Annotated in this window: 20 protein-coding genes and 2 tRNA genes; 13 read left to right on the forward strand and 9 right to left on the reverse strand. The window is 71.0% G+C overall.

The window, feature by feature from the left end:
• Nucleotides 1–195: 195 nt before the first annotated feature.
• On the reverse strand, nt 196–1,401 hold the full coding sequence (locus WBN91_RS24085; RefSeq protein ID WP_337726506.1) for an NAD(P)/FAD-dependent oxidoreductase: 1,206 nt from the start codon (nt 1,399–1,401) through the stop codon (nt 196–198).
• Between the two features lie 164 nt (nt 1,402–1,565).
• Between WBN91_RS24085 and WBN91_RS24090 the strand changes: the two genes are divergently transcribed.
• The 7 genes from WBN91_RS24090 to WBN91_RS24120 all read left to right on the forward strand — a co-directional run bounded on the left by WBN91_RS24090 (nt 1,566) and on the right by WBN91_RS24120 (nt 9,719).
• The gene (locus WBN91_RS24090) at nt 1,566–1,778 is read left to right on the forward strand and encodes a hypothetical protein (protein ID WP_337726507.1); all 213 of its coding nucleotides are present in this window, start codon (nt 1,566–1,568) and stop codon (nt 1,776–1,778) included.
• Nucleotides 1,779–2,046: 268 nt separating this feature from the next.
• Nucleotides 2,047–3,921 (forward strand): SDR family oxidoreductase, encoded by a 1,875-nt coding sequence (locus WBN91_RS24095; protein WP_337726508.1) that lies wholly within the window; start codon nt 2,047–2,049, stop codon nt 3,919–3,921.
• Nucleotides 3,918–5,498, forward strand: a complete 1,581-nt coding sequence (locus WBN91_RS24100; protein WP_337726509.1) for an AMP-binding protein — start codon at nt 3,918–3,920, stop codon at nt 5,496–5,498. The genes WBN91_RS24095 and WBN91_RS24100 overlap by 4 nt, the downstream gene beginning before the upstream one ends.
• 41 nt (nt 5,499–5,539) lie before the next feature.
• On the forward strand, nt 5,540–6,961 hold the full coding sequence (locus WBN91_RS24105) for a LuxR C-terminal-related transcriptional regulator (protein WP_337726510.1): 1,422 nt from the start codon (nt 5,540–5,542) through the stop codon (nt 6,959–6,961).
• 378 nt (nt 6,962–7,339) lie between these two features.
• Nucleotides 7,340–7,486 carry a hypothetical protein gene (locus tag WBN91_RS24110; protein WP_337726511.1) on the forward strand — a complete coding sequence of 49 codons (147 nt, stop codon included), beginning with the start codon at nt 7,340–7,342 and terminating at the stop codon, nt 7,484–7,486.
• Between the two features lie 191 nt (nt 7,487–7,677).
• Nucleotides 7,678–8,169, forward strand: coding sequence for a PH domain-containing protein (locus WBN91_RS24115; RefSeq protein WP_337726512.1), 492 nt, complete (start codon nt 7,678–7,680; stop codon nt 8,167–8,169).
• Nucleotides 8,166–9,719, forward strand: a complete 1,554-nt coding sequence (locus WBN91_RS24120) for a PH domain-containing protein (protein WP_337726513.1) — start codon at nt 8,166–8,168, stop codon at nt 9,717–9,719. Before WBN91_RS24115 ends, WBN91_RS24120 begins: the two co-directional genes overlap by 4 nt.
• On the opposite strand, the gene WBN91_RS24125 is transcribed toward WBN91_RS24120, so the two are convergent.
• Nucleotides 9,711–10,676: a GlxA family transcriptional regulator gene (locus WBN91_RS24125; protein WP_337726514.1), complete on the reverse strand. Its 966-nt coding sequence runs from the start codon at nt 10,674–10,676 to the stop codon at nt 9,711–9,713. The genes WBN91_RS24120 and WBN91_RS24125 overlap by 9 nt on opposite strands.
• Nucleotides 10,677–10,731: 55 nt before the next feature.
• Between WBN91_RS24125 and WBN91_RS24130 the strand changes: the two genes are divergently transcribed.
• Entirely contained in the window at nt 10,732–12,024 is a 1,293-nt protein-coding gene (locus tag WBN91_RS24130; RefSeq protein WP_337726515.1) for an MFS transporter, read from the forward strand.
• Between the two features lie 16 nt (nt 12,025–12,040).
• On the opposite strand, the gene WBN91_RS24135 is transcribed toward WBN91_RS24130, so the two are convergent.
• Together WBN91_RS24135 and WBN91_RS24140 are read right to left on the reverse strand one after the other, a co-directional pair.
• Complete coding sequence (locus WBN91_RS24135; RefSeq protein ID WP_337726516.1) at nt 12,041–12,274, reverse strand: DUF6364 family protein; 234 nt, start codon at nt 12,272–12,274, stop codon at nt 12,041–12,043.
• A 41-nt stretch (nt 12,275–12,315) separates the two neighbouring features.
• Entirely contained in the window at nt 12,316–13,827 is a 1,512-nt protein-coding gene (locus WBN91_RS24140; RefSeq protein ID WP_337726517.1) for a helicase HerA-like domain-containing protein, read from the reverse strand.
• A gap of 86 nt (nt 13,828–13,913) precedes the next feature.
• On the opposite strand from WBN91_RS24140, the gene orn reads away from it, so the two are divergent.
• The 3 genes from orn to WBN91_RS24155 all read left to right on the forward strand — a co-directional run bounded on the left by orn (nt 13,914) and on the right by WBN91_RS24155 (nt 16,371).
• On the forward strand, nt 13,914–14,540 hold the full coding sequence (gene orn / locus WBN91_RS24145; RefSeq protein ID WP_443217787.1) for an oligoribonuclease: 627 nt from the start codon (nt 13,914–13,916) through the stop codon (nt 14,538–14,540).
• 63 nt (nt 14,541–14,603) lie between these two features.
• Nucleotides 14,604–14,679, forward strand: a tRNA-His gene (locus WBN91_RS24150).
• Nucleotides 14,680–14,742: 63 nt separating this feature from the next.
• Nucleotides 14,743–16,371, forward strand: coding sequence for an ABC-F family ATP-binding cassette domain-containing protein (locus WBN91_RS24155; RefSeq protein ID WP_337726519.1), 1,629 nt, complete (start codon nt 14,743–14,745; stop codon nt 16,369–16,371).
• 18 nt (nt 16,372–16,389) lie between these two features.
• Here WBN91_RS24155 and WBN91_RS24160 read toward each other — a convergent pair whose 3' ends face one another.
• The gene (locus WBN91_RS24160; protein WP_337726520.1) at nt 16,390–17,436 is read right to left on the reverse strand and encodes a L,D-transpeptidase; all 1,047 of its coding nucleotides are present in this window, start codon (nt 17,434–17,436) and stop codon (nt 16,390–16,392) included.
• A gap of 361 nt (nt 17,437–17,797) precedes the next feature.
• Between WBN91_RS24160 and WBN91_RS24165 the strand changes: the two genes are divergently transcribed.
• Nucleotides 17,798–17,870 (forward strand) — tRNA-Lys (locus WBN91_RS24165).
• Nucleotides 17,871–17,967: 97 nt separating this feature from the next.
• Here WBN91_RS24165 and WBN91_RS24170 read toward each other — a convergent pair.
• A complete protein-coding gene (locus tag WBN91_RS24170) occupies nt 17,968–18,636 on the reverse strand; it encodes a hypothetical protein (protein WP_337726521.1) in 669 nt (222 codons plus the stop codon).
• A 72-nt stretch (nt 18,637–18,708) separates the two neighbouring features.
• Between WBN91_RS24170 and WBN91_RS24175 the strand changes: the two genes are divergently transcribed.
• Nucleotides 18,709–19,830 (forward strand): DUF2786 domain-containing protein, encoded by a 1,122-nt coding sequence (locus WBN91_RS24175; RefSeq protein WP_337726522.1) that lies wholly within the window; start codon nt 18,709–18,711, stop codon nt 19,828–19,830.
• A 181-nt stretch (nt 19,831–20,011) separates the two neighbouring features.
• Here WBN91_RS24175 and WBN91_RS24180 read toward each other — a convergent pair whose 3' ends face one another.
• Genes WBN91_RS24180 through WBN91_RS24190 form a run of 3 tightly spaced genes read right to left on the reverse strand, consistent with a single transcriptional unit; the run spans nt 20,012 to nt 21,949 of the window.
• Nucleotides 20,012–20,278, reverse strand: coding sequence for a GlsB/YeaQ/YmgE family stress response membrane protein (locus WBN91_RS24180; RefSeq protein ID WP_337726523.1), 267 nt, complete (start codon nt 20,276–20,278; stop codon nt 20,012–20,014).
• Nucleotides 20,279–20,318: 40 nt separating this feature from the next.
• Nucleotides 20,319–20,849, reverse strand: a complete 531-nt coding sequence (locus tag WBN91_RS24185; RefSeq protein ID WP_337726524.1) for a hypothetical protein — start codon at nt 20,847–20,849, stop codon at nt 20,319–20,321.
• 41 nt (nt 20,850–20,890) lie between these two features.
• Nucleotides 20,891–21,949, reverse strand: a complete 1,059-nt coding sequence (locus tag WBN91_RS24190) for a DNA cytosine methyltransferase (RefSeq protein WP_337726525.1) — start codon at nt 21,947–21,949, stop codon at nt 20,891–20,893.
• Nucleotides 21,950–22,145: the final 196 nt, after the last annotated feature.

Raw genomic sequence — 22,145 nt, forward strand, 5'->3', positions numbered from 1 at the left:
GGATGACACAAGCAAGAAGCCCCCGCCCTTGTAGTTGTGTCATCCTTGGCGGCCTGCCCGCCGGCGAGGCTCTTTTAATCTCTAGACCGGACCTCCGCTGCTCAAGCCCACGCTTCGCGGGTCCAACCGCAACACGCTCCACCCACGCAAGCTCGAACGAACCCCGCGCTCTCAAACGCTCCTACCCACACCCACTCACACCAGGTCCGCCAAATTCGCCGAACGCAGTTGATCCGGCGACACCGCCGCCTGCGAATCCACCAACGCCTGCAACGCCACCCCATCATCCCACTGGTTGACGTTCATAGCCGCCCGCAACCGCCCCTCCCGCAACCAAAACGCCGTAAAATCCCGATCCTCCAACGACCCCCGCACCACCAACTGATCCTTCTCCGCATCGGCAAGCCCCCGGTACTCCATACCCAGGTCATACTGATCGGAAAAGAAATAGGGCGCCACCACATACGGCTCCCCACGCCCAAGCAGCGTCCCAGCAACGTGAGCACCCTGATCCTTGGCGTTGGCCCAATGCTCAACCCGCACCCGCCGTCCATACCGCGGATGGTCATGAGCAGCGATATCCCCAGCCGCGCAAACGTCAGGCACCGAGGTCCGCAGCGCAGAGTCCACCGCGACACCCCCTTCAGCCAACGCCAGCCCAGCCTTCTCCGCCAACTCGACAGCCGGCCGCGCCCCGACCCCCACCACAACCACGTCACCCTCGACCACGGACCCGTCCGCCAACCGAACCCCGTTCGGCTCGAACCCGTCGACCCCGACCCCCAACCGCCAGACCACACCTCGATCCGCATGCAACCCGCGGAACACCTCCGCCACCACCGGACCGAGCACCCGCCGCAACGGCAGGTCCACCGGATCGATGACGGTCACGTCGGCCCCGCGCACCCGCGCCGCCGCGGCCACCTCGCACCCGATCCACCCGGCGCCGACGACCACGAGCCGGACCCCCGGCACCAGCACCTGGCGGAGCCCGAGCGAGTCCTCGACCGTCCGCAGGTACCGCAGACCTGGGAGGTCTCCGCCCGGAACCGGCAACACCCGCGGCACGGACCCGGTCGCCAGCAGCACCCGATCGTACGAACGGGTTACTCCTTCGGAGTCCACGATCACCCGTTCGCGCACACGGACCTCGGCGACCTCGACCCCCAACCGGAGCTCCACGCCGTGCGCCTCGTAGTAGCCGGCCTCGTGCACCCGGTTGGGCCACTCGGCGTTCCCGAGCAGCACGTCCTTGGACAAAGCGGGCAGCTCATAGGGCTCGTGCCGCTCCCGGCCGTACACGACGAGGTCGCCGTCGTAGCCCCGTTCCCGCAACGCGCCGGCCGCCGAGGCACCGGTCAGGCCCGACCCGATTATCACGATCCGTTGCGGTTCAGCCATTTTTCACCCTCCCAGGTGACTGGAGTGATGACCACATGCGACGCTATCGACAGCTCGGCACGGTCGCCCGTCGGGATTTTTCCCGTCATGGCACCAACCCCCGTGCGTCCCTTCCCCGGGCGCACCCGGATTGGTCCGAGCACCCGTGTCGAGAAGTAGGAGGTATGGGGGCCGTGGGTACTGGCAAGGAGTGGCAGATCTCCTGCCGCGACATCGCATCCCGTCGTCGCGACATGACCGTCTTCGTCAGCCAGGGGCACGTGGTGGTCACCGTGCCGCCGGGCGAGGCGGCCGTCCTGACCCCTCTGGAAGTGGGCCGCCTGCGGGCAGCTCTGCGCGACGCGGTCGTCACCGCGTCCGTTCCACCGGAAAACTGAGCCCGCCGACCGGGGATCTCACCAACACACACCGGGAACTGTGCCGCGCAGGCCGTTCCCGTGGTCTGCGCACCCTGCCCGATCTCGTACGCTTCCGTGCGCCTCAGCGCAGCCGCACGCCCAGCCCCGACGCCAAACCCGCAGCTCAGCGCCTTCGGAAACGGTCAACGGCCGGCCGCCGCCCCCCGGTGACCATTCTCCCACCGACCACCGACATTTTCGGCACGCACTCTTCCTACTCGCGGGTAGGTAGTGCCAGTATCGAGCCGTGAGCACCTACTTCGTGACCGGCGCAACCGGCTTCATCGGTCGCCGCCTGGTCGAGAGGCTTCTGGCGCGGCCCGACTGCGACCACGTGTTCGCCCTGGTCCGGCCGCAGTCGGCGGACCGGGTCGCGAAGCACGACAAGCTCACCGTCGTCCCAGGCGACCTCACCGCCCCCATCGAGAAACACACGCACCCGATCGACCACGTCGTCCACCTGGCCGCGATCTACAACCTCACCGCTCCCGACGACATCCAGCACCAAACCAACGTCACCGGCACCCGACACATCCTCGACTTCGCCCGCGCCCACCAGGCAGTCCTGCACCACGTCTCCTCCATCGCCGTAGCCGGCGACTACCGCGGCACCTTCCACGAGGACGACTTCGACCTCGGCCAGCACCACCCCTCCCCCTACCACCGCACCAAGTTCGAGGCCGAAAAACTCATCCGCGCCGACCAAACAACCCCCTGGCGCATCTACCGCCCATCAGCAGTGGTCGGCGACTCCACCACCGGCGAGATCGACAAGGTCGACGGCCCGTACTACTTCTTCCCCGCCATCGCCGCACTCGCCAAACTCCCCACCCACCTCCCCCTCATCGCCCCGCACTTCGGAGCGACCAACATCGTCCCGGTCGACTACGTCGTCACAGCCCTCGACCACCTCATCCACGCCGACGTCCCGGACCACAGCACGTTCCACCTCACCTCCGACAACACCTCCCTCACCGACGTCTACAACGCCCTCGCCACCCCCGCCGGAGCCCCGAAGGTCCGCGCCGCCTGGCCGCCCCTCCCCCTCCCCACCGCCCCGACCAGCGCGATCCTCACCGGCACCCTCACCGAGCTGGGCATCCCGCCGCAGGTCCTCCCCCACCTCGCCCTCCACGCCACCTTCGACTCCACGACCACCAGAACCGTCACCGGCCTCGAACCCCCGCCCCTGCACACCTACGCCGACGTCCTCTGGCGCTACTGGCAGGACCACCTCGACCCGCTGCGCGCCGCGCGCAAGCACGGGCTGGCCGGCCGCACGGTCCTGATCACGGGCGCGTCCTCGGGCATCGGTCGGGCGACCGCCCTCGCCGTCGCCAAAAAGCAAGCCACCGTCCTGCTCGTCGCCCGCCGCGCGGAGGAACTCGACCAGGTCGCCGACCAGATCCGCCAGGACGGCGGCACCGCGCACACCTACCCGTGCGACCTGACCGACGCCGAAGCCGTGGACGCCCTCCTCAAACGGGTGCTGGCCGACCACGACGGCATCGACATGCTGGTCAACAACGCGGGCCGCTCGATCCGCCGGTCCGTGCACCTCAGCGTCGACCGCCTGCACGACTACGAGCGCACGATGGCGTTGAACTACTTCGCCCCGCTGCGCCTGATCCTCGGCCTCCTCCCCCACATGAGGGAGCGCCGGTTCGGGCACGTCGTGAACATCTCCAGCATGGGCGTGCAGATCAACACCCCGCGCTTCTCCGCCTACCTCGCCTCGAAATCCGCGCTGGACGCGTTCAGCCGGGTCGCGGCCAGTGAAACGGTCTCGGACGGCGTCACCTTCACCTCGGTCCGGATGCCGCTGGTGCGCACGCCGATGATCGGACCCTCGAAGGTGTACGACGCGTTCCCCGCCGCCACCCCGGAACGTGCGGCACAGTGGGTCGTGCGCGCGCTCGAACGCCGCCCCGAGGAAGTGAACCTGCCACTCGGCGTCCTGGTCGAACTGGCCCGGAAGGTCGCCCCGAAGACGATGAGGTCGTTGGTGCACTTGGGATACCGCGCGATGCCGGAACGCATGCCGGAACGAAGCGAACGCACGTCACCGCTGGCCGCCGTGGCCGGCGGCGTGACGCGCCTGACCCTGCGGGCACTGCGGTGAACCGGGTCGCGGGCGCGGCCCGCGCGCTGCTGGTCCTGGTCAAGGCCGGGGTCGTGCGGCCGATGAACCCCCTGAAACTGCTGAAGGTCCTCGACGCCTACCTCCAGTGGGACATCACCATCGCGTCCGGGTTCGCCATCGGCGCCGCCCGTCACCCGGACCGGCCGGCGATCGTCGACGACCTGGGTTCGTTGTCCTACAAGGAGGTCGACGAGCGCACCACCCGCCTGGCGCACGGCCTGCGCGACCTCGGCGTCACCGCCGGCACCAAGGTCGCGGTGCTGTGCCGCAACCACCGGGGGTTCATCGAGACCACCACCGCGTGCGTGAAGATCGGCGCGGACGTCGTCCTGCTCAACACCGGCCTGAGCGCCGGCCAGATCGCGACCGTGCTGCGCGAGCAGGACGTGTCGGTCGTCGTGGCGGACACCGAGTTCCGCGACCTGCTGGCCAACGCACCGCGCAAGGTCCGCCGCGTCATCGCGTGGGTGGACAGCCCCACCAAGAGCCGCACGCTCGACGAGCTCATCGCCGGCTCCCCGGCCACCCCGCTGCCCCGGCGGCCACCGCGCGGCCGGCTGATCGTGCTCACCTCGGGCACCACCGGCGCGCCCAAGGGCGCCAAGCGGCCCGAACCGGCCAGTCTCATGCCGGCCGCCGCGCTGCTCTCGCGCATCCCGCTCAAGGCGGGCGACCGGTTCGTCGTGCCCGCGCCGCTGTTCCACACCTGGGGGCTGGCCGCGTTCCAGATCGGTCTCGTGCTGGGCACGACCTTCGTGCTGCGGCGCAGGTTCGACCCGGCCACGACGCTCGCCGACGCTCGCACCCAGCGCGCGGACGCCTTGTTCGTCGTTCCCGTGATGCTGCAACGCATCCTCGAACTCGACCACCGCGCCCACCTGCCGCACCTGCGGGTCGTGGCGTCCAGCGGCTCGGCGCTGCCGCCGCCGGTCGCCAAGCGGTGCCTGGAGGAGCTCGGTCCCGTCCTCTACAACCTGTACGGGTCGACGGAAGTCTCGTGGGTCAGCATCGCCCGGCCCGACGAACTGGCCCGCCACCCCGACACCGCCGGCCTGCCGCCGCACGGCACCCGCGTGGAGATCCTCGACGACGAGGGCCGTCCCGTGCCGCCGGGCGCGACCGGCCGGATCTTCGTCACCAACGACATGCTGTTCGACGGCTACACCAACGGCAGCGGCAAGGAGGTCCGCGACGGCCTGATGTCCACCGGTGACGTCGGCTACCGCAATGGCTCCGGTCTGCTGTTCGTCGCCGGACGGGACGACGAGATGATCGTCTCCGGCGGCGAGAACGTGTACCCGCGCGAGGTGGAGGACCTGCTCGCCGGTCTCAAGGGCGTGCGCGAGGTGGCCGTCGTGGGCGTGCCGGACAACCAGTTCGGCCAGCGGCTGGCGGCGTACGTGGTGTGCGACGAGCCCGGCGCGCTGGACGCCGAGGCCGTGCGCGAGCACGTGCGGGAGAACCTGGCCAAGTTCTCGGTGCCGCGCGAGGTGGTGTTCCTCGACGCCCTGCCCCGCAACGCGACCGGGAAGGTGCTGAAGCGCGAGCTGAAGTGAGTATCCTGCCCGTCGGGGGGCGAGCGAACCCGATGATTCCCGTGCCACGCAACGACGCGACGCCCGAAGCGGTGCCCATCCACACCCCGGACGACCACACCCCGGACGACCACCCGGACGACCTGACCCCGGACCCGGCGCACCGGCGTGCCGCCCGCCCGGCGGACCCGCGCGCCGGCGCCCTGGCCAACCTGCGCGAAGCCCGCCGCGCCCTGGACGAGGGCCGCCCCGGCGACGCAATGGAAGCCGCGGAGAAGGCCGTGGCCGCCTTCTCGTGGCTGGACGACGCGGAGGGCGTGGCGTTCGCCGTGCTCACCCAGTCCATCGCGCTGGGCAAGCGCGGCCTGCTGCCCGGCGCGCTGGACACCATCGACCGGATCCGCCAGATCGCCTCCGCCAACCGCCACACCCAGCTCCAGGCGTGGTGCAGCTACGCCCAGGCCGTGGTCGAGCTGCGCCTGGACTCGCGGGAGCGCTCGATGCACTCGCTGTCCCGGGCGCTGGGCCTGGCCGAGCTGACCGGCGACCACGAACTGGTCGGCTCGATCCTGTTCGAGCAGGCCGCGCTCATGCGCACCCAGTACCACGAGCACTGCATGACCCGCTCCGACGCCGCGCGGTGCAGCTCGGACGGCGAACCGTGCCTGCGCAAGCTGCGCCGCGCCGAGGCCCTGTGCGGCCAGGTGCGGGAGAAGTGGAAGCCGCTGGACGACCCGATCCGCCTGGCCCGGGTCATCCTGCTGCTGGCCCACGTCCGCTTGGACCTCGGCGACGTCGACCGGGCGCTGCGGGCGTGCCGCCGCGCCGACCAGCTGCTCGCCGGGCACGACCGGCCGGCGCTCAAGGCCGAACTGCTCATGGCCCGTGCCCGGGTCAACGGGGCACGGGGTCGCAACGCCGACGAGGTCCGGCAGCTCGCCCAGGCCGCCGAGCTGGCGATGGGATGCCTGGCCCGCGAGGTGGCGGTGCGGGCGCACGGCGCGCTCAGCGCCGCCCACGAGCGCACCGGCCGCCTCGACGCGGCCCTGCGGCACGCCCGCGCCCAGCTGGAGCAGTACCGGCTGTGGGAACTCCAGGAGGGTCGGGACCTGTTGCGGATGCGCGAGCACGACCTGTCCGCGCGGCTGGTCGAGCAGTTGGCGCACCAGCGGTTCGAGCCGCGCCGGGAGGCCACCGTGGCCCGCCGACCGGACCGGCGGGAGCCGCTGCGCGCCACCTCCACCGCCGAACAGGTCAGCCGGCGCATCGCCCGGGCGTTGGACGCGGGCCTGACCAAACGGGGCATCGAAGTGCTCCGCCGGGTCGCCGCCGGCGAGAGCACCACCGCCATCGCCGCGGACCTCGGGCTGTCCCCCAAGACCGTGCAGAACCACCTCCAGCGGATCTACCGGACCCTCGGTGTGCGGGACCGCGCGGGCGCGGCCGTGTGGTGGGTGGACGCGGGCGACGGCGGCAGTGGCTGAGAACACATCCCGACTCCGTCGTGACCGGGATGGCCGAGCGGTGCCGCCAATGGTGGGATGTTCACGACGAACGCACCACCGCGCTTGGGGGATTTGCCTATTCCGCTGCGACAGAACTGGGTGATGAGCCGCACGACACCTCTGTGCCATGCTCCGCTTGGACGCTTCTCCCTGCGTCCCCTGGCGAAGCGGCGGTAGTGCGATGCGGTTGGTCGGTGGGCAGTGGGGCCCCGCGGACCAGACCCGTGCGCCGCGGTGCCGGGCGCCCTCCGGCCGTGCGGGTGCGGCCGGTCGATCAGGCGGAACCGGCCCCGCCGCGCCGGCCGTACGGCCAACCCCCTCCAGTCCAGGCCGCTACCGATCGAACGGAGCTAGACGATGGTTGTGAACGCGATCCGCAGAATCCTCGCCGTGGCCGCGCTGTGCGCGGGCCTCGGGGCGGTGCTCGCCGCGCCGGCGATCGCCGAGGTGCAGGGCTCGAGCACGGCCACGGAGATCTTCACGCCGCCGTACGTGCAGCCGTAAGCGGCGTTGGATGGCGCGCCTCCGGCGCGCGGCTCGGCCGCCCGGAAGTCGGCTCATCGCGCCGCGTTTCCCGCCGATCGAAAAGCGTGATCGTCGGGAAAGGCGGCGCGACAAGCCGACGGCGGCCTCGCGGCACGTCTCGAGGCCGGGTCCGTGACCACGCGGGGCCGGCCTTGGGGCACAGTGGACTCGTGAGCACCGATCAGCTGCGCCTGCGCGCGCCGCGGCACAGGGTGAGCCGCAAGTCGATCACCCTCTGGACCCTGCACGCCGTGATCGGCTGGACGGTGCTGCTGGTCCCGCAGCTGGTCGCGCTGGTGTTCAGCCGCAGCCCGTGGCAGGTCACGGCGGTGGTCGCGACCCTGGTCGTGGGTGTCGCGCACACCCTGGTCATGCCGCGGTGGCGGTACCGGGTGCACCGCTGGGAGGCCACGCCGGACGCGGTCTACACGCTGGCCGGGTGGCTCAACCAGGAGTGGCGCATCGCGCCGGTGTCCCGCATCCAGACCGTCGACACCAAGCGCGGCCCGTTGCAGCAGCTCCTGGGCCTGTCGACGGTGACCGTGACCACGGCGTCGGCCGCCGGCCCGGTGCACATCGAGGGCTTGGACCACGACGAGGCCGTCCGCCTGGCCGACGAGCTCACGACCACCACCCAGGCCACCCCGGGCGACGCGACATGACCACCTCGCCGCCCGACCGCCCGGCCTCGCCGCAGGACTACCCGGACCACCCGGCCTCCCCGCTCGACCTCCCGCCGGCCCCGGAACCCCCGGCCCCGGTCGTCGACTGGCACCGGCTGGACGTGCGGATGCTCGTCGTCCGCCCCCTCAACGAGATCATCAACCTGGTCCCGGTCTTCCTCGGCCTCCTCGTGCTCGGCCGGGGCGAGACGTGGCGCGTCCTGGCCAGCGTCGGCGTCATCGTCGCCATCGTGCTGCTGGGCCTGTTGCGCTGGGTCACCACCCGCTACCGGATCACCGCCGACCAGGTCGAGCTGCACACCGGCCTGTTCGTGCGCAAACGCTTGGCCGTGCCGCGCGAGCGGATCAGGACCGTCGACCTGACCGCGAAGCTCGGCCACCGCCTGTTCGGCCTGTCCGCGATCCGCGTCGGCACCGGGCAGCGCGACCAACCCGGCGAGGACGGCCTGACCCTGGACGCCGTGTCGTCGGCCGAGGCCGAACGCCTGCGCGTCCTCCTCCTCACCCGCACCGCCGCCCCCACCGACTCCGCCCAGCCGGATGAGCGCCCCGGCACGGTTCTGTCCGCTTTGGACACCCGTTGGCTGCGCTACGCGCCCCTCACCCTGTCCGGACTGGTCGCGGTCGGCGCGTTGTTCGGCCTGGTCACCAACTACGCGCGCGAGCTGGACGTCGAGGTGCTCGGCCCGCTCACCGAGGCCGCGCACTGGGTGGTCGAGCAGCCCTTGTGGCTGACGGTGTCCCTGTTCGCCGGCGCGGTCGTGGTGATCGCCGGTGTCGGCTCGGTGCTGGTCTACCTCGTGCAGTTCTGGGGTTACCGGCTGACCCGCGAGCCCGACGACACCGTTCGCGTGCAACGGGGTCTGCTCACCACGAGGTCCGTTTCGGTTGCCGAGCAACGACTTCGCGGTGTCGAGGTCGAGGAACCCCTGCTGCTGCGCGCGGGTCGTGGCGCCCACGCGAAGACCGTGACCACCGGTCTGGGCCGCAAGGGCGAGAGCAACCTCCTGCTCCCGCCGGCCCCCATCACGGAGGCCCACCGCGTCTCGGGCCTGGTCCTGCGCCAGGAGACCCCGCCGACCCGGACACCCCTGCGCCGCCACCCCCTGGCCGCACTGCGCCGCCGCTTGGTCCGCGCGGTCGTGCCGCTGCTGGTCGTGGCCGCGGTCCTGGCCTACCTGGCACCGCCGTGGGCGTGGGTTCCCCTGACCCTGCTCCCGCTGTCGGCGCTGCTGGGTTGGGACCGCTACCGCTCGCTGGGCCACGCCCTGACCGACCGCTACCTGCTGGCCCGGCAGGGCTCGCTCATCCGGGAAACCGTGGCGCTGCAACGCACCGGCATCATCGGCTGGCGGATCTCGCGGTCGTTCTTCCAACGCCGCTCGGGCCTGGTCACCATCTCCGCCACCACGGCGGCCGGCGACGGCGCCTACCCCGTGGTGGACGTGGCGGAGACCGATGGCCTGGCCCTGGCCGACGAGGCCGTGCCGGACCTGCTGCGGCCGTTCCTGGAACGCGACTCAGGCTGACCGGAAGGTGGACCGGTAGGCGCTGGGCGACACCCCCAGCAGGGCGCCCATCTGCTGGCGCAGCGCCGCGCCGGTGCCGAACCCGGAGTGCCGCGCCACCTGGTCCACCCCCAGGTCCGTCGTCTCCAGCAGGTGCCGCGCCAGCTCGACCCGCCGCTCGGTGATCCACTTCCCGGGCGACACCCCGGTCTCCTCCCGGAACCGCCGGGTGAACGTCCGCACGCTCATCCGCGCCCGCTCCGCCAGCACCCGCAGTTCCAGCGGGTCCGCCAGGTGCTCCAGCGCCCAGGCCCGCGCGGGGGCCGTGGAGGCGTCGGCGACGTCCGGCACCGGGCGCACGATGAACTGCGCCTGACCACCGGGCCGCCACGGGGGCACGACACAGCGCCGCGCGGCGAGGTTGGCGATCTCGGTCCCGTGGTCCTCGCGCACCACGTGCAGGCACAGGTCGATCCCGGAGCCGACGCCGGCCGAGGTCAGCACGTCCCCGTCGTCCACGAAGAGGACCTCCGGGTTGAGGTCGACCAGCGGGTACAGCGCGCGGAACCGGTCGGCGTGCATCCAGTGCGTCGTGGCCCTGCGCCCGTCCAGCAGACCGGCCGCCGCCAGCACGAACGCGCCCGTGCACGTCGACATCACCCGGGCCCCGCGCGCCGAGGCCGCCCGCAGCGCCGCGCACACCTCCGGGTCCACGACGCCGTCGAGCACCTCGGAGCTGGGGTTCACGCCGGACACGACGACCGTGGCCACCTCGGTGAGCAGCTCCAGGCCGTGGTCCGGGGTGACCGTGAACCCCGACGAGCTGTGCACGGGCCGGCCACCCGGCGTGCAGATCCGCACCCGGTAGAAGCGCCGGTCGTCCTCGTCCCGGGCCGCGTTGAAGACCTGCGGCGGTGTGCCCAGGTCGAAGCCCACGACCTCGTCCAGCGCGAGCACGGCGACCTCGTGGCGGTGCATGGCCGGATTCTTTCACACAATGGCTGCTCGGCCACTTCCGTGCGGGCGGCCGATCATGGAAGCTGTCCGCGTGACTGGGATGAACGTGACTGGGAGAACCCAGAACTGGGCTTGGGTGGTTGCCGGGGTGTCCTTCGTGGCACTCGTGGGGGCGGCTGCCTTCCGCGCGACCCCGGGCGCGTTGATCGAACCGCTCCAGGAGGAGTTCGGCTGGTCCACGGGCCTGATCGGCCTGGCCGTGTCGGTGAACCTGGTGCTGTTCGGGGTGACCGCGCCGTTCGCCGCCGCCCTGATGGAACGCTTCGGCGTGCGGCGGGTGGTGGCGTTCGCGCTGGTCATGGTGGCGATCGGCAGCGGACTGACGGTGTTCATGACCACCGCGTGGCAGCTGGTGCTGTTCTGGGGCGTGCTGGTCGGGCTGGGCACGGGGTCGATGGCGCTGGCGTTCGTCGCCACCATCACCGGCCGGTGGTTCATCAAGCACCGGGGCCTGGTGACCGGTGTCCTGACCGCGGGCGGCGCGACCGGGCAGCTGGTGTTCCTGCCCGCGGTGGCGCACCTGTCGGAGTCGTCGGGCTGGCGGTCGGCGTCGATCATGGTGTCGGTGGCGGCGCTGGCCGTGGTGCCGCTGGTGTGGTTCCTGCTGCGCGAGTACCCGGCGGACCTGGGCGTGCCGCTCTACGGGGGCACCGAGGTCGTGCCCCGGCCGGAGAAGGCGACCGGCGCGGCCCGCCGTGCGATCGGCGCGCTGACGTCGGCGGCCCGCACCGGCCCGTTCTGGTTCCTGGCGGGCGGTTTCGCGATCTGCGGCGCCACCACCAACGGCCTGGTCGGCACCCACTTCATCCCCGCCGCCCACGACCACGGCATGCCCACCACGACCGCCGCGGGCCTGCTGGCGCTGGTCGGCATCTTCGACATCGCCGGGACGATCCTGTCCGGCTGGCTCACCGACCGCGTCGACTCACGGATCCTGCTCGCGGCGTACTACGTGCTGCGCGGCCTGTCCCTGCTCGTGCTGCCGCAACTGTTCCACGAGTCCGTGCACCCGAGCATGCTGGTGTTCATCATCTTCTACGGCCTGGACTGGGTCGCCACCGTGCCCCCGACCGTGGCGTTGTGCCGCGAGGTCTTCGGCGCTTCGGCACCGGTCGTCTTCGGTTGGATCTTCGCCTCGCACCAGTTGGGCGCAGCCATCGCCGCCACCGCCGCCGGCCTCACCCGCGACCACTTCGGCAACTACCACCCGGCCTGGTACGCGGCCGGAGCACTGAGCATCGGCGCGGCATTCCTGTCCATGAAGGTCCGCCGCAAGACCCCGGAGCCACTCACGCCTCAGCCGGTGTGACGGGAGGCTGAGTCGATCACCGGTCGTACAGCTCCTCCCGGGTCCAGGTGGTCCCACCGCGACTGGTGGCGTTGTCCAGCGCATCCAGCGCCCGCATCCTCGCCATCAGGTAGCGCTCGTTCTCGTCGACAAGTGCGCGCACCTGCTCCGCCAGCAACGCGCTCACCGACGTGTTCCTGCGCGCAGCCGCGACCTCGGCCAGCTGGATGACTTCCTCGTCCAACTGGAGCGTTACCTTCCGCTTAGCCATGACCACAGTCTGACGTGTGGCGCACGTGGTTTTCACGTGGACTAGCGGCGCTTGCGGGCGGTGCCGAAGAGGCCGCGGGTGATCTCGCGGCCCAAGGCGCTGGCGGCCGAGCGCAGGAAGGACTTCACCGCCGAGTTGCCCAGCACCTTCTCCACCACGCCGGGCTCCTCCCGCTGGGCTTCCTGCGGCTCGGCAGGCGCTTCGGCGGGAGGCGCGACCTTCGCCGCCAGCTTCTCGTAAGCCGACTCGCGGTCCACCGTCTCGGCGTACTTCCCGTGCAGTTCGGACGCCGCAGCCGCCGCCTTGATCGCGTCCGCGCCGACAGTGTCCATCAAGGACCGAGGAGGACGAAGTCGGGTCCACGCAACAGGAGTAGGCGCGCCCTTCTCGCTCAGCACGGTCACCACCGCCTCCCCGATCCCCAGCGAAGTCAACGCCTTCTCCAAGTCGTAGTGCGCCGACGTCGGGTACGTCTTCACCGTCTTCGCCAGCGCCGCCTGGTCCTCCGGCGTGAACGCCCGCAAGGCGTGCTGCACCCGAGCACCCAACTGCGACAGCACGGAGTTCGGCACATCGGTCGGCAGCTGCGTGCAGAAGAACACGCCAACCCCCTTGGACCGGATCAGCTTCACCGTCTGCGTGATCTGCTCCAGGAAAGCCTTCGACGCGTCCGCGAACAGCAAGTGCGCCTCGTCGAAGAAGAACACGAGCTTCGGCTTGTCCAGGTCCCCTTCCTCGGGCAGCTCCTGGAACAGCTCCGCCAGCAACCACATCAGGAACGTCGAGAACAACGCCGGCCGCGCCTGCAACTCCGCCAGTTCCAGCAGCGACACCACGCCGCGGCCGTCGGAGGACACCCGCATCAGGTCGCGCGGGTCCAGCTCGGGCTCGCCGAAGAACGTGTCGCCGCCCTGCGCCTCCAGGTTCACCAGCGACCGCAGGATCACCCCCGCCGTCGCCGACGACACCCCGCCGAGGCCCTTGAGGTCCGCCTTGCCCTCGTCGGAGGTCAGGTGCGTGATCACCGACCGCAGGTCCTTGAGGTCCAGCAGGGGCAGGCCGCGCTGGTCGGCCCAGTGGAAGACCAGGCCCAGCGTCGACTCCTGCGTGTCGTTGAGGCCCAGCACCTTCGACAGCAGGATCGGCCCGAAGCTGGTGATCGTCGCCCGCACCGGCACGCCCGCGCCGCCCGTGCCCAGCGACAGGAACTGCACGGGGAACGCGGCCGGCTGCCAGTCGTCGCCCGTCTCGGCCGCCCGCGTGGTGATCCGGTCGTCGGCCGCGCCCTCCCGGGACAGCCCGGACAGGTCGCCCTTCACGTCCGCCATGACCACCGGCACGCCCGCCGCCGACAGCTGCTCCGCGACCAGCTGCAACGTCTTGGTCTTGCCGGTGCCGGTGGCGCCCGCGACCAGGCCGTGCCGGTTCAGGGTGGCCAGCGGGACGCGGACGCGGGCCGTGGGCTCGACCGCGCCGTCGACCAGCACGGCCCCGAGTTCGATGGCCGCGCCCGCCGCGGCGTAACCAGCGGCGATCTCGCTCTGAGCCGTCATTGCAGCGAGCGTAATGAGATTGGTAGGTCCCGCCACTCGAAGCGATCGCGGCGTCCGACGACCCGACGACTAGGCTCGCTCGGGTGATGGATCGCTTGGTGTGGATCGACTGCGAGATGACCGGGCTCGACCTGGGCAAGGACGCCCTCATCGAGATCGCGGCGCTGGTGACCGACGCGGAGCTCAACGTGCTCGGCGAAGGCGTGGACGTGGTGATCCACGCCGACGACACCGCGCTGGACTCGATGCCGGAAGTCGTGATGGCGATGCACGCCAAGTCGGGCCTGACCGAGGAGGTCCGCCGCTCCACCGTGACGCTGGCCGACGCCGAGGCGCAGGTGCTCGCCTACATCAAGGAGTGGGTCCCGGACCCGCGCACCGCCCCGCTGGCGGGCAACTCGATCGCCACCGACCGCGGGTTCATCGCCCGGGACATGCCCGAGCTGGACGCCCACCTGCACTACCGGATGGTCGACGTGTCCTCGATCAAGGAGCTGGCCCGGCGCTGGTACCCGCGCATCTACTACGCGCAGCCGGAGAAGGGCCTGGCGCACCGGGCGCTGGCGGACATCCGCGAGTCCATCCGGGAGCTGGCCTACTACCGGCGGACGGCGTTCGTGCCGCAGCCCGGCCCGTCGACCGAGCAGGCGCAGGCCGTGGCGGCCGAACTGCTGGCCGCCGACCGCGCCGCCGGTTCCGACCCCGGGAAATAGGGTCGATTTCAGTCCCGGCGGTAGGGCACTGTATGCTTCATGCCGCCGGGTCGACCGGTCTTGGTGGGTGTAGCTCAGCTGGCAGAGCACTGGGTTGTGATCCCAGGTGTCGCGGGTTCAAGTCCCGTCACTCACCCCAAGCGAAACGCCCCCTGGCCACCCGGCCCGGGGGCGTTTTTCTCATTCGAGGAGTTCAGTCCCAGTGAGCGCCACTCTCGTCGCGAAAGGTCTCGCCGCGGGTCACGGTGACCGCGTGCTGTTCTCCGACCTGGACCTGGTCGTCGCGCCCGGCGACGTCGTCGGCCTGGTCGGGGTGAACGGGGCCGGCAAGTCGACCCTCCTGCGCACGCTCGCGGGCCTGCTGCCGGCCGAAGAAGGTGTGATCCGCCTCTCCCCCACCAGCGCGACGGTCGGTCACCTGCCGCAGGAGCCCGAGCGCCGGCCCGGCGAGACGGTCCGCGACTTCCTGGCCCGCCGCACCGGCGTCACCGCCGCGCAGGCCGAGCTGGACCGGGCGACGGAGGCGCTGTCCGAGGGCGTCGACGAGGGGTACTCCGAGGCGCTGGAGCGGTGGCTCGCGCTGGGCGGCGCGGACCTGCCGGAACGGGCCGAGGAGGTCGCCGCGGACCTCGGGTTCACCATGAGCCTCGACCAGCCCATGACGTCGCTGTCCGGCGGCCAGGCGGCCCGCGCGGGCATGGCGTCGCTGCTGCTGAGCCGGTACGACGTCTTCCTGCTCGACGAGCCGACCAACGACCTGGACCTCGACGGCCTGGCCCGGCTGGAGGCGTTCGTCACGGGCCTGCGCGCGGGGACCGTGGTGGTGTCCCACGACCGCGAGTTCCTGGCCCGCACGGTGACCCGGGTGGTCGAACTGGACCTCGCGCAGCAGCAGGTCCGCACCTACGGCGGCGGCTACGAGGCGTACCTGGAGGAGCGCGAGATCGCCCGCCGGCACGCCCGCGAGGACTACGAGGAGTACGCCTCCACCCGCCAGTCCCTGGAGGAGCGGGCGCGGGCGCAGCGGGCATGGATGGAGAAGGGCGTCAAGAACGCGCGGCGCAAGGCCGGTGACAACGACAAGGCCGGCCGCAAGTTCCGCACCGAGGCGACCGAGAAGCAGGCGTCCAAGGCCCGGCAGACCGAACGGCTCATCGAGCGCCTGGACGTCGTGGAGGAGCCGCGCAAGGAGTGGGAGCTGCGGATGGAGATCGCCGCCGCCCCGCGAGCCGGTGCCGTGGTCGCGGTGCTGCGCGGGGCCGTGGTGGCGCGCGGCGACTTCACCCTCGGCCCGGTGGACCTCCAGATCGACTGGGCGGACCGGGTGGCCATCACCGGCGCCAACGGGGCCGGCAAGTCCACGCTGCTGGCCGCCCTGCTGGGCCGCGTCGAGCTCGCGGAGGGCACGTCGTCTCTCGGGCCGGGCGTGGTGGTCGGCGAGATCGACCAGGCGCGGGGGTTGTTCCTGGGCGACGAGGCCCTGGTGGACGCGTTCGGGGCGGCGGTGCCGGACATGGCCCCGGCCGACGTCCGCACGCTGTTGGCGAAGTTCGGGCTCAAGGCGGCGCACGTGCTGCGGCCGGCTGCGTCCCTGTCGCCCGGCGAGCGCACCCGTGCGGCGCTGGCGCTGCTCCAGGGCCGGGGCGTGAACCTGCTGGTGCTGGACGAGCCGACGAACCACCTCGACCTGGCCGCGATCGAGCAGCTGGAACAGGCCCTGGACACCTACACCGGCACCCTGCTCTTGGTCACCCACGACCGGCGCATGTTGGACGCAGTGCGCACGACCCGCCGCCTGGAAGTGGCGGCGGGTCGTGTGAAAGACCTCTGAGGTGCGCTTTTAGCGGTCTTAGCGGTTCCCGCCGGTGACCCACTGCTCCCACGGGATCTGCCAGTCGCCGAAGCCGTCGGTGGGCTCCAGCGCCGGTCCGCCCGAGTTGGTGACGATCACGATGTCACCGGGCTGGGAGATGTCGTAGACCCAGCGCGCGTTGTCCGGCGACAGGTTGAGGCAGCCGTGGCTGACGTTGCGGTTGCCCTGGTCGGCGATGGACCAGGGGGCGCTGTGGAAGAAGATGCCGCTGTGGGACATGCGGGTCGCCCACTTCACGTCGGTGACGTAGCCGCCCGCGTCCAGGGCCAGGCCGTAGGTGCGGGAGTCCATGACGATGTCGGCGTGCTTCTCCATGAGCACGTAGGTGCCCGTGGGGGTGGCGTTCTCGGCGTTGCCCATCGAGGTGGGCATGGTGCGCGCGACCTGGCCGTTGATCTTGGTGACGACCTGGTGGGTGCCGCCGTCGGCCTCGTGGACGATCGAGTCGCCGATGGTGACCGTGGCCGCGCGGTCCTCTTCGCCGTAGACGCCGTTGCCGAGGTGCTTGCCGTAGACCTTGGCGTTGACGGTGATCTTGGTGCCGGGTGCCCAGTAGTGCTGCGGGCGCCAGTGCACGGTCTTCTCGTCGAACCAGTAGAACGCGCCGTCCACCTTGGGCTCGGTGGTGATGCCGATCATCGCCTCGGCCGCGACCTTGTCCGCGATCGGCTCGTCGAAGGAGAACGAGAGGGGCTGGCCGACGCCGACGGTCCAGCCGTCGAGGGGGTAGATCGACAGGAAGGTCAGCGTGCGCGGCTTGACGGTGGTGAAGGTGGAGGTCTTGGTGGCGGTCTTGCCGTCCGCACCCTGGCCGGTCACGGCGAGCGTGTAGCTCTTGCCGTACCCGAGGGGCTCGGTGTTGACCCACTGGAGACCGTCCGGCGAGAGCTGCCCGGCGACCGCCTTGCCCTCGGGGTTGGTCAGGGCGACCTGGGTGAGCTTCCCGTCAGTGGCGGTGGCGACAACCGGCAACCCGGGCGCCACGTCGACGGCCTGGTCCACAGGCCCGGTGCTCAGGGACACGGGCTTCGGCGGCGTTGTGGTCGTAGTGGCGGTACTGGACCCGGTCGAAGGACTCTCGGCAGCCCCACTGGCCGTACACCCGACCGCGACCAAGGCGACCAGCCCCATCGCCAACGCTCTCAGCGTCCCCCGGCGCACCGACATCCCCGTTGCCTCTCTTCCCCTCACGACACACCCCATCGGGTGTCCCCACACAAGGTGACGCTTGGAGGGTTGACGTTGTTGCCCGAGATGCCGGATCGTTACCCCCGCGAAGTTCCCCTTGGACCGAGGGCACGCACACCGCCCCTGACCAGGCGATTGGGAACCGCGTAGGACGCTGTGCTAATGTTTCTCCCGTCGGAAGGGCCAAGCCCCTCCAGCGCCGCTAGCTCAACTGGCAGAGCAGCTGACTCTTAATCAGCGGGTTCGGGGTTCGAGTCCCTGGCGGCGCACTTCCCGAAAGCCGGGTCGCATTACGCGGCCCGGCTTTTTGCTTTTGCGGGTTTATGTCTTCTTCGTGGCTGAGGTCACAATTTCCAGTGGCTTCCTTCAGCCGAAGGCCAGGGCGATGCGGCGGCCCGAGAGCAGGCGAGTGCGGTGGACTTCCTCGTCGACGGTCAGGGTGGGGTTGCGGTCCAGGCGGTGGAAGGACCTGGCCAGGAGCCAGTGGGCGGCTTCCGGGTTGATGCGGTGCAGGGGGCCTTGTTCGGAGAGTTTGGCGTGGGCCGTGGTGATGTTTCGGGTTACGAAGGCTTTTCGGACTACGCCGCCGGTCAGTTCGTCGATCAGGAAGACCATCGCGTGCTCTTCGGTGAAGCGGTACGTGCAGAGGAGGGCCAGGTAGCCGGCGTCGAGTGAGCGGTCGCAGATCCAGGAGTCGCCGGTGGACAGAGCCGGTTGTGCGGCGGGGACTGCGTTGGCGGCCCATTCTTGGGGGCGGCCGGTGAGCATGGCGGCCAGTACGCGCAGCAGGCGGTCGTTGCGGCGGGTGGGGCGGGTGGTGGCGTGGTCGATGACGCCGGCCCAGAACTCCTCGTCGGCGGTGATGTCGGACACGGCGGTGCTGACCGTCAGTTCGGCGTCGAGTGGGTCGGCTAGTTGGAGCAAGGGTCGGCAGCGGTCCAGGAAGCGGCGTTGGGCCAGGGTCAGTGGCGTCCCCTGTGGACGGTGGACGACCATGATCGGCCGCCGGGGGCGGGTGCGCGTCTTCCGGCTCACCGCGCGAGGCTGGCACGTCCGCAGCCGCACCGGGCGCAGCGACACCGCGCGGCGGGAGGACAATCACCGATCGTGGACACCCTGCGCGACGCGATCCTCCGGGCGGCGACCCATCGGCGTGCCCCGCTGCCGCGCACCGGCGGTGTGCCCGCGGCCGATGTGGACGGTGCGGCGCGTGACGTCCTGGACCGCGTGCTGGTCGGGTTGTGGGAGCACGGGTGGCTGCCGGTCGACGTCGTGGAGGTCGTGCGGCGGGAGGCGGAGCCGCGGGCCGAGTCGATCGTGGTGGACGCGGTGGTGCGGACGCTGGCCGGGTATCGGTCGCTGCACCCGGAGTGGGTGGAGCAGATTGGTGATGTTGGGGCGGTCGTGTGGTGGGACCCGTCTGAGCCTTACCTGACGCAGTGGGCAGCTCGGCACATCGAGGTGTTGGACGAAGCCGTGGCGGTGGTCGTCGCGGCTCTTGCGGCTTTGATGCCGCTGCCGGCGGTGCCCCGGATCGTGCCGCCGCCCGGGACGCCGCTGGCCGACGTCACGCACCACCACGTGGACCCGAAGGTGCTCAAGCGGGTGCGGGGGTTGTTGGCGAAGGCCGAGTCGACGGCGTTCCCCGAGGAGGCGGAGGCGTTGTCGGCGAAGGCGCAGGAGTTGGTGACGCGGCACGCCCTGGAACGGATGCCGACCGAAGCCGCGACCACCGCCTCGAGGCGGGTGTGGCTGGACAAGCGGTACTTCGACGGCAAGGCGCAGATCGTGCACGTGGTGGCGGAGGCGAACCGGTGCCGAGCGGTCGTATATGACCTGGGGTTCGTGGCGCTGGTGGGCGAGGAACTGGACCTGGAGATCGTGGAACTCCTGTCCGCGTCCCTGCTGGTCCAGGCGACCCGCGCGATGGTGGCGGCGGGCGATGGCGCGCGCAAGGGCGACGAGTCGCGGTCGTTGGCGTACCGGAAGTCGTTCTTGCTGTCTTACGCGCACCGGGTGGGCGAGCGCTTGAAGGCAGCGAACGAACCACCGGCCGACGACGACCGACTGCTGCCCGTGCTGGCGGAGCGGAAGCGGGCGGTGGACCAGCTTTTTACCACCTTGTTCACGAGCACGGTGTCGAAGTCCACCCCCGTTCGGAGTGAGGCCGGCTGGCAGGCCGGCCGCGCAGCAGCGAACCGCGCCGACCTGGACGTCCGGCGTTCCTGAGGCCAATTGGTGTGACGTCGGTTGGCGTGAGGCCAGCCGGTGTGACGTCGGCGGCGTGAGGCCGGCTGGCGTAAGGCCGGCGGCGTGAGGTCGACCTGCGTGAGGTCGGCGGCGTTTGTGCGTGGTGGGGTGCGCTGGGCCGACGTGGGTCGGCCCAGCGCGGTGGGGGCCTCAGGGGGTGTTAGTGGCGGACCTTGGAGCGCTTGGAGAGGGCTGTTACGCCTGCGCCGGCCAGGCCGACCTGGAGGGCCAGTTCGATCCAGTCGATGCCGTCCGTGTTGGCCACGCCGATGATCGACGCCGCGAACGTGCCCACCAGAGCCGCCGCTATGCCCACCACCATCGTCATCAGCAGGGAGATGTGCTGCCTGCCCGGGACGACCAGGCGGCCCAGGCCGCCGATCGCGATGCCGATGAAGATGGCCGAGATGATGCCGGTGATCTCCACGTGAGGTCCCCTCCTCGATGGTGCGCGGTCACCACGAGCATCACTCGACTCCCTCCCCCGGCGAATCGGGTTCTCCCCTGAGAACGCCCTGATGCCGACCCTGAACTCCCAGGACCGCCGCCGCCTCCGGGGACAGGGACCGGCCTGGGATGTCCGGGTCGCAGCCGATCCTCGCCAAGCGGGCGCGGATGGAGGTGGCGGAGCGTTCGTGGGTTCGGGCCAGGGTTCGGATCAGGTCGGTGGTCGTGGTGTCGGGGGTGGCGTCGAGCCAAGTGGCGCGGAGGTGGGCGTCCAGGTCGTCGGTCCAGGGTTGGTTGGCGTTGGCGGGGCGGGAGCGTGGGGAACGGGGTGGCGGTGCGCCTAGCCTGCCCAGGGCGTCCAAGACTTGGGCCAGGAGCTTGCCTACCGTGGCACCGGCGTCCAGGGGCAGTCTGAGGGAGCCCTGGGCCACCATCGCGCCGGTCGTGTCGGTGCCGGCCAACTCCAGGAACAGGTCCGGGTCGGCTGCCGCGCGCAGGCGGTAGTTGGTGGTGCCGATGCGGGTCTGGGTTTCGTACGTGGTCGTCGTCATGCTCGGCAACGTACGACGGGGGTACGACAAACCCAGGCGTGTCAGCAGAGGGGGCAGTCGGAAGTTTTTTCCGCGGCGCCGGTCAGGTGCGGTTTGAGGTGGTTGGCGATGGCGCGGGCGAGGGTCGGCGGGACGGCGTTGCCGATCTGGCGGGCCACCTCGATCTTCGTGCCGCACCACTCGAAGTCGTCCGGGAAGGACTGGATGCGCGCGGCTTCCAGGTGGGTGATCGGGCGGTCGTGCTGGGGGTGCAGGTAGCGGCCCTTCTCGGGCTTGTAGAACTCGGTGCGGATGGTGAGGGACGGTTCGTCCCAGCGCATCCGGCCCATGACGTCGGTGGTGCCGGTCTTCTTCTCCCGCCAGCAGCGCGGCAGGAGGTGGTCGGGCAGGTCGAACCGGCCGCCGCCGGGCGGGATGTGGCGGTAGCGCTCGACCGACAGCGGGGTCGGGTTGCGGCCGATGTGCAGGTCCGGGCTCTTGTGCCGGCCGGGCAGCTCGACGCCGAAGAACTCGACGCGGGAGTTCGGCAGCGCGGTGGTGCGGGGGCGGTTCGGGAGGCCGGTGAGGACGTCGCGGACGGTGTGCCAGCGGGGTTTCGGGTGCGTCGGGGTGGGCAGCGGGATGCGGCCGACGCGGGAGCCGATGACGATGGCGCGGCGGCGGCGTTGGGGCACGCCGAAGTCGGCGGCGACGAGCAGGCCGGCGCTGAGTTCGTAGCCCTTGGTCTCGGCTTGGAGGAGGGCGAACTCGGTGGAGGTCAGGAAGCGGTCGACGTTCTCGATGACGAAGACCTTGGGCTTGGCCTTGCGGACGAAGCGCAGGTACTCGCGCCACAGGGAGTTGCGCGGGTCGTCGACGTCCTTGCTGCCGAGGTTGGAGAAGCCCTGGCACGGGGGTCCGCCGACGATGATGTCCACTTTGGGGATGGCGCGGTTGGGGATGGCGGCGATGTCGGACCAGGTCATGTGGTCCTCGCCGAAGTTGGCCGCGTAGGTGGCGGCGGCGTGCAGGTCCCACTCGACCGCCATGACCGGGTGGTAGCCGCCCGCCGCGGCGAAGCCGGAGGTCATGCCGCCGCAGCCGGCGAAGAGGTCGATCATGGACAGCACGGTGGCCAGGCTAGCCGGCCTGGTGGGCGCGGCGACATCGACACGCCGGCCTGGCTGGCCGGCGGTGCGGGCCTCCGGCTGGTAGTCCTCGCCACCGGCCGGCGGCGCGTGCCTCCGGCTGGCGGTGCGGGCCTCCGGGCGGCGGTGCGGGCCTCCGGGCGGCGGTGCGGGCCTCCCGGGCGGCGGT

The organism is Saccharothrix sp. CCNWYY140 (genome assembly GCF_037401995.1).
Classification (GTDB): domain Bacteria; phylum Actinomycetota; class Actinomycetes; order Mycobacteriales; family Pseudonocardiaceae; genus Actinosynnema.